Origin of the sequence: Lactobacillus selangorensis, from assembly GCF_001437205.1 — a bacterium.
In the GTDB taxonomy this organism is placed as follows: domain Bacteria; phylum Bacillota; class Bacilli; order Lactobacillales; family Lactobacillaceae; genus Paralactobacillus; species Paralactobacillus selangorensis.
Window position 1 is genome coordinate 224,253 of the sequence record NZ_JQAZ01000003.1, and the last position, 6,277, is coordinate 230,529.

A 6,277-nucleotide genomic window follows, 5' to 3' on the forward strand; every position below is an offset into this window, starting at 1 on the left:
ACATTTTATCTACAGAATTTGAAAAGAGGTGCCATTTCGTGGCAGAACAACAATTACGCAAAGAAATTCTGGACATCTTCAAGGATGCACCAGATGAAAAATTTTCGATCAGCGATATCAACCAGAAGCTCCATTTAAAAGGGGCAGATACCTTCCGTAAATTGGTCCAATCTTTGGCCCAATTGGAAGAAAAAGAATTAATCACGATGAATAGCAAAGGTGATTTCCGCCTGAACAATCCTAAGAAACCAGTCGAAGGGGTTTTCCATGCCAACGATCGCGGCTTTGGGTTCGTAACGATCGATCCGGATGAACCAGACGCCTTCATCGCACCGATGAACACCGATTTTGCCTTAAACGGCGACACGGTTCAGATCGACATTCTGAAGCCGGCGCAACCTTTACAGGATAAAGGGCCAGAAGGCAAGATCGTTGCCATCGTGGAACACAATACAGAAAAGATTGTCGGTGAATTTACACCGTATTCCGATGCCCAGCAGGACGAAACAGGCTTTTTCGGTATGGTCCAAAGCCATGATAAGAAATTGGCCAAGTATACTATCTATGTTTCCGCCAGCGGATTGAAGCCGCAAGCCGGCGACATGGTGCAAACCGAAATCACCGCTTATCCGGATAACGAACACCAAGAAAGCATGCTGGGAATCGTGACGAAGACATTGGGCAACAAGAACGATCCTGGTGTCGATGTCTTAACGATTGTTTACGACCATGGGGTTCGAGTCGATTTTCCCGATGATGCGCTGGAACAAGCGAATGCCATTCCAGATACTGTCCAGCCGGAAGAATTAGAAGGTCGGCGTGATCTGACCGATCAGGCGGTTGTCACGATTGATGGCGACGATTCGAAAGATTTCGATGATGCTGTCAACGTCTGGAAATTACCGAATGGCAATTATCATTTGGGGGTTCATATCGCCGATGTCAGCCATTATGTGACTGAAGATTCGCCACTGGATCGGGAAGCATTTGAACGTGGCACGAGTACGTATTTGACCGATCGGGTCATTCCAATGTTACCCTTTAGATTGTCGAACGGAATCTGTTCCTTGAATCCGGATGTTGTCCGATTAACCATGACTTGTGAAATGGAAATCAATCCAGAAGGGAAAGTTGTGAAACACGACATCTTCCCAAGTTACATCAAGTCGACCGCACGGATGACTTATAACAACGTCAATCAGATTTTAGCCGGTGATGAGGCCTTACGGACACAATATGCCAAGCTGGTTCCAATGTTTGAAGACATGAAAGACCTGCATGAGATTCTGTTCAACATGCGTCATCGTCGTGGGGCAATCGATTTCGAAGAACCAGAAGCCAAAATCATTGTCAATGACCAAGGCTGGCCGGTTGACATCGTGCTGCGCAATCGCGGCTTGTCAGAACGGGCGATCGAATCATTTATGCTCGCCGCCAACGAAACGATTGCGGAACATTTCTATAAGAAACATGTCCCATTCTTGTACCGTGTCCATGAAACGCCAGATGATGAAAAAATCAAGAAGTACTTCGAATTTATTACCAACTTTGGTTTAGTTGTCAAAGGTTCCAGTAAAAAAGTGACCCCGAAGATGCTGCAGGGTGTTCTTGCCGAAGTGCAGGGAAAACCGGAAGAACCGGTTATTACGATGATGACATTGCGGAGTATGAAACAGGCGCACTATGCCGATGAACAGCTGGGCCATTTCGGGCTGGCTGCAAAGTACTATACGCATTTCACCTCGCCGATTCGCCGTTATCCTGATTTGACTGTCAGCCGGATGATTCACAGCTACTTCGACCACGGCACAACGGAAGCTGAAAAGGATAAATGGGCTGAAAAGCTGCCTGGCATTGCCACTCAGAGTTCAACGCAGGAACGCCGGTCCATTGATACCGAACGGGCTACCGATGATCTTAAGAAGGCTGAGTTCATGCAGGACAAGGTCGGGCAGGAATTCGATGCGGTGATCAGTTCGGTCACGAGTTTCGGGATGTTTATCGAATTACCGAATACCGTCGAAGGGCTGATTCATATTTCCCAACTCAGCGACGACTATTACGATTATGTCGAGAACCAATTAGCATTAGTTGGGGAACACACACATCGAATCTATCGTTTAGGCCAGCCGTTGAAGGTCAAGCTTGAACGGGTCGATGTCGACCAGCGTGAGATCGACTTCTCATTGGTTCCAGGCCAGAAGATGCCGGAAGACGCTGAATTAGCGAATAGTGCGCAAAAGCAGCGGCGTGCCACACAACGGGAACGTAATAATGACCGTCGTCCACGTCGTGGCAACGGCAAGCCGAATGACCATCGTTCTTCAAATCGCAACAACAATAATCATAACGGCGGGAATAACAATCAGCATCGTTCTCATCGTCCAAGTACCGGCAACCGTCCGCATAAGCAGACAGGTTCGACGAACCGGTATCAGTCGAAACGGAATAAGCCGAATAAAGGCAATCACTAAACGAACAAACCTGAAAGCAGGTGGTATTGATGGCGAAACGGAAAACACAAAAAAAGCCGGATAATTTACTTGCCCAAAATAAAAAAGCAGGACATGACTACACCATCTTGGACACTTACGAAGCAGGGGTCGCACTGACCGGTACGGAAATCAAGTCGGTCCGTGACGGCAAGATCCAGCTCCGTGATGGCTTTGCCCAAGTGCGGCGTGGCGAAGTCTGGCTGGAAAATGTGCATATCAGTCCTTATAAGCAGGGCAATCAATTCAACGTGGACCCGTTGCGAAATCGCAAGCTTCTGCTTCATAAAAAGGAGATTAAAAAACTAGGCGATGCAACTGCAACTGAAGGGGTAACTTTGGTGCCGCTGAAGGTGTATTTGAAACACGGTTTTGCCAAAGTTTTGATTGGCGTTGCCAAAGGGAAACATACCTATGACAAACGCGAAAGCTTGAAACGCAAGGAACAAAAACGTGACATTGCCCGTGCTTTAAAGGAACATCGTTAAATAAACGGACTCAAACCGAAACTGGTGCGAGTCCGTTTTTAGTGTATAAAAGGGTATATTCTTTACATTAAATAGCAAATGAGCGTAAATTAAAGTAGATACAATTAAGGAGGGTGATGGCATGGCAGCACAATCAGATCAAGTATTAGCCGTCGTTCGGGTCACGTTTTTGCGGCCGACTGGCTCATTTGACCCCAATAAGGATTCGCATTTAGCCGCAATGGGGAAGTGGTCGGCCAATTCAGCCCAAACGGCGTGGACACTGCAGCCGGCGACAAAAGACGCATATACGGTCGAGGCCATTGAAACGGCATTGACTCGCAATGGCTATCAGGATCCTGAATATCAGATTCAGCTGATAATGCCCGGCACATGGGCGGCTGATGAGTCTTAATAAGAAAAAGCTCATGAAAGTTTAATCTTTTTTGAGCAAGTTACCGTCAGACGGGGTATAATAGTCTTATAGAATTTAAATTTATCTAAAGGTTAGGAGTCGATGAAATGGCTGATCAGTCAGCAAAGAAATCAAAGTTAACCCTTAGTGCGTTGATTTTGATGATCTTTACCTCGGTCTTTGGTTTTACCAATATTACCAAGGCCTTTTATTTAATGGGATATGCCTCAATTCTTTGGTACATACTTGCGGCAGTAGTCTTCTTTATCCCGTATGCATTTATGATTGCCGAATATGGTGCTGCTTTTAAAGATGAAAAAGGCGGTATGTATTCATGGATGGCGAACTCGTATAATCCAAAATTTGCTTTTGTCGGAACATTTATGTGGTATGCTTCCTATATCATTTGGATGGTTAACGTTGGTTCTGGGATCTGGATTCCATTGTCCAATGCCATTTTCGGGGTAGATAAAACTCAGAGTTGGCATCTCTTCGGAATGTTGAACGGGGTCCAGACTTTAGGGATTTTAGCCATCGTTTGGATCATCTTCTTAACATATGTTTCATCACATGGTTTGGATCGGATTAAAAAAATCACTTCTGTTGGTGGGACAGCCGTTGCTTTGATTAACATCCTGCTGTTCTTAGGCGGTTTTATCATTTTGATTTTAAACGGTCACATGGCGCAGCCGTTGAGCTTGCGGGCCTTCTTTGTGTCACCGAACCCAGATTATCATTCAATGACTTCAATCTTCAGCTTTACCGTCTTTGCAATCTTCGCTTATGGCGGTTTGGAAGTGGTCGGCGGATTAGTCGATCAAACTGAAAATGCTGAAAAGACGGTGCCACGTGCTTTGACGATTTCAGCGATTGTCATTTCCGTCGGCTACGCCTTGGGAATCTTCATGGTTGGGACGTTTACCAACTGGAAGTTTACCTTTGAAGAATTCGGAACGGTTAAAGTGACGATGGGGAACGTTTCCTATGTCATGATGAATAACATGGGGTATCAGCTCGGATTGGCAATGCACTTGTCACGTGCCGCTGCTGTGACACTTGGTGAATGGATCAGCCGTTACATGGGGATTTCAATGTTCCTGTCCTTGACTGGTGGTTTCTTCACATTGATTTATTCACCACTCAAGCAGCTGATTGAAGGGACTCCTAAGCAGATCTGGCCAAAGAGCTGGACCAAGATGCGCAATGGGATGCCTGTTAATGCAATGTGGTCACAGGCGATTATTGTCATTGTCATCATCGCAATTGTTTCCTTCGGGGGCAGCGATGCACAGGCTTTCTTTAATATCCTGATTTCAATGACCAATGTTTCGATGACTATTCCGTATATGTTCGTTGCCTTTGCGTTCCTTGGCTTCAAACGTAACAAGAATATCGTCAAGCCGTTCGAAATGTTCCATAAGAAGTGGACGACGGAAGTTTGTGTCTGGCTCGTCTTATTCAGTGTCGGGTTTGCGAACTTCTTCACGATTCTGCAACCAGCTTTGACTGGCGATTATCTGCAGGCCATTGAAACGGCCGCTGGACCAATCCTCTTCGGGGGCGTCGCATGGTGGATGTACTCGCACTACGAAAATAAGTACGTCAAGAATCAAAATTAAATAGACATTTAGGTTGAAACGATGGTTTTCAAGAAAGCTGCCTTTTCTGGGTTGAAAGGGCGTGTTTGGGAACCATCGTTTTTTGTATGGAAAGGGTGAACGGATGACATTTTTAGGAGAACTGGCACTCATTTTAATTGTGACTTTGGGGGTAAGCCATTTCTGCAATCGGATCAATATTCCGGCGGTGGTGGGCGAACTCTTGGTTGGTGTGATTTTGGGACCGGCGCTGTTAGGCTGGCTTCGTCCGTCTGCTTTTATGCATGATTTCTCCGAAATGGGGGTCGTCCTGCTAATGTATCTAGCCGGATTGGAAAGCGACTTAGGACTGCTCAAAAAATATTTTAAACCAAGTGTTTTTGTGGCCGTCTTAGGTGTCGTGATGCCGATGGTGCTGATGCCGCTGGCGAGCCTGGCCTTTGGATTGACCCAGCAGGACAGCATTTTGGTCGGAGTTGTTTTTGCAGCCACTTCGGTCTCGATTTCGGTGGTTGTTTTACGGGATGCGAACATTTTAAGTTCCAAAGAAGGGACGACCATTTTGGGAGCGGCTGTGGTCGATGATATTCTGGCCGTTTTATTGTTGAGCGTCTTGTCGACGGTCATGGGCACCGGCCAGCAGGTCAATCTCAGTTTGAAATTCGGACTCGAGTTGTTGTATTTTGTCGGTTTATTTGTGGCCGTCAAATGGGTTGTTCCTGGAATCATGTCGCTGAGCGAACATTTACAGGCACCATATGCGGTGGTGATTACAGCGTTAGTATTGGGCCTAGCCTTAGCCGAATTGGCAGAATTAGTCGGTTTAAGCGACGTTGTCGGTGCTTTTTTTGCTGGCATTGCGATTGGCCAGACAAAGTATCGGGATGAGATCGTTACAGCCGTCGAACCCATTGGTTATGCCGTCTTCATTCCCGTTTTCTTTGTCAGCATTGGACTCAACATGTCGTTTGCCGGCATTCAGTCCGATTTCTGGTTCATCGTTGTGATGAGTCTGCTGGCGATTGCGACCAAACTATTCGGTGCAGGACTGGGGGCTCGTCTGGCCGGCTTTTCGCATACCAGTGCGTATCTCGTCGGCTGCGGCATGGTTTCACGGGGTGAAATGGCCTTGATTGTGGCGCAAATTGGCTATCGCAGCCATTTATTATCAAAGGATTATTATTCGAGCTTGATTCTGGTGATTTTAATCACGACCTTAGTGGCGCCGTTTATGATTCAGCAGGCCGTTAAGATGCAAAAAGCACGTCCAAATTGATGGGCGTGAAGTGAACCCCCTGAGTTGGA

5 protein-coding genes are annotated in these 6,277 nt (G+C 46.5%); all 5 read left to right on the forward strand.

Going from position 1 to position 6,277, the window contains the following annotated elements; translation table 11 throughout:
• Positions 1-38 precede the first annotated feature (38 nt).
• The 5 genes from rnr to IV40_RS05985 all read left to right on the forward strand — a co-directional run bounded on the left by rnr (position 39) and on the right by IV40_RS05985 (position 6,248).
• A complete protein-coding gene (gene rnr, locus IV40_RS05965) occupies positions 39-2,474 on the forward strand; it encodes a ribonuclease R (protein ID WP_057769467.1) in 2,436 nt (811 codons plus the stop codon).
• A 29-nt stretch (positions 2,475-2,503) separates the two neighbouring features.
• Positions 2,504-2,980, forward strand: a complete 477-nt coding sequence (gene smpB, locus IV40_RS05970; RefSeq protein ID WP_057769468.1) for an SsrA-binding protein SmpB — start codon at positions 2,504-2,506, stop codon at positions 2,978-2,980.
• A 121-nt stretch (positions 2,981-3,101) separates the two neighbouring features.
• On the forward strand, positions 3,102-3,374 hold the full coding sequence (locus IV40_RS05975) for a hypothetical protein (RefSeq protein WP_057769469.1): 273 nt from the start codon (positions 3,102-3,104) through the stop codon (positions 3,372-3,374).
• A 107-nt stretch (positions 3,375-3,481) separates the two neighbouring features.
• Positions 3,482-4,993: a glutamate/gamma-aminobutyrate family transporter YjeM gene (gene yjeM / locus IV40_RS05980; protein ID WP_057769470.1), complete on the forward strand. Its 1,512-nt coding sequence runs from the start codon at positions 3,482-3,484 to the stop codon at positions 4,991-4,993.
• A 103-nt stretch (positions 4,994-5,096) separates the two neighbouring features.
• A complete protein-coding gene (locus tag IV40_RS05985) occupies positions 5,097-6,248 on the forward strand; it encodes a cation:proton antiporter (protein ID WP_057769471.1) in 1,152 nt (383 codons plus the stop codon).
• Positions 6,249-6,277: the final 29 nt, after the last annotated feature.

Bases quoted from the DNA above. Each gene is read 5' to 3' on its own strand.
- IV40_RS05975 (WP_057769469.1), top strand. From the start codon at position 3,102: ATGGCAGCACAATCAGATCAAGTATTAGCCGTCGTTCGGGTCACGTTT.
- smpB (WP_057769468.1), top strand. From the start codon at position 2,504: ATGGCGAAACGGAAAACACAAAAAAAGCCGGATAATTTACTTGCCCAA.
- yjeM (WP_057769470.1), top strand. From the start codon at position 3,482: ATGGCTGATCAGTCAGCAAAGAAATCAAAGTTAACCCTTAGTGCGTTG.
- IV40_RS05985 (WP_057769471.1), top strand. From the start codon at position 5,097: ATGACATTTTTAGGAGAACTGGCACTCATTTTAATTGTGACTTTGGGG.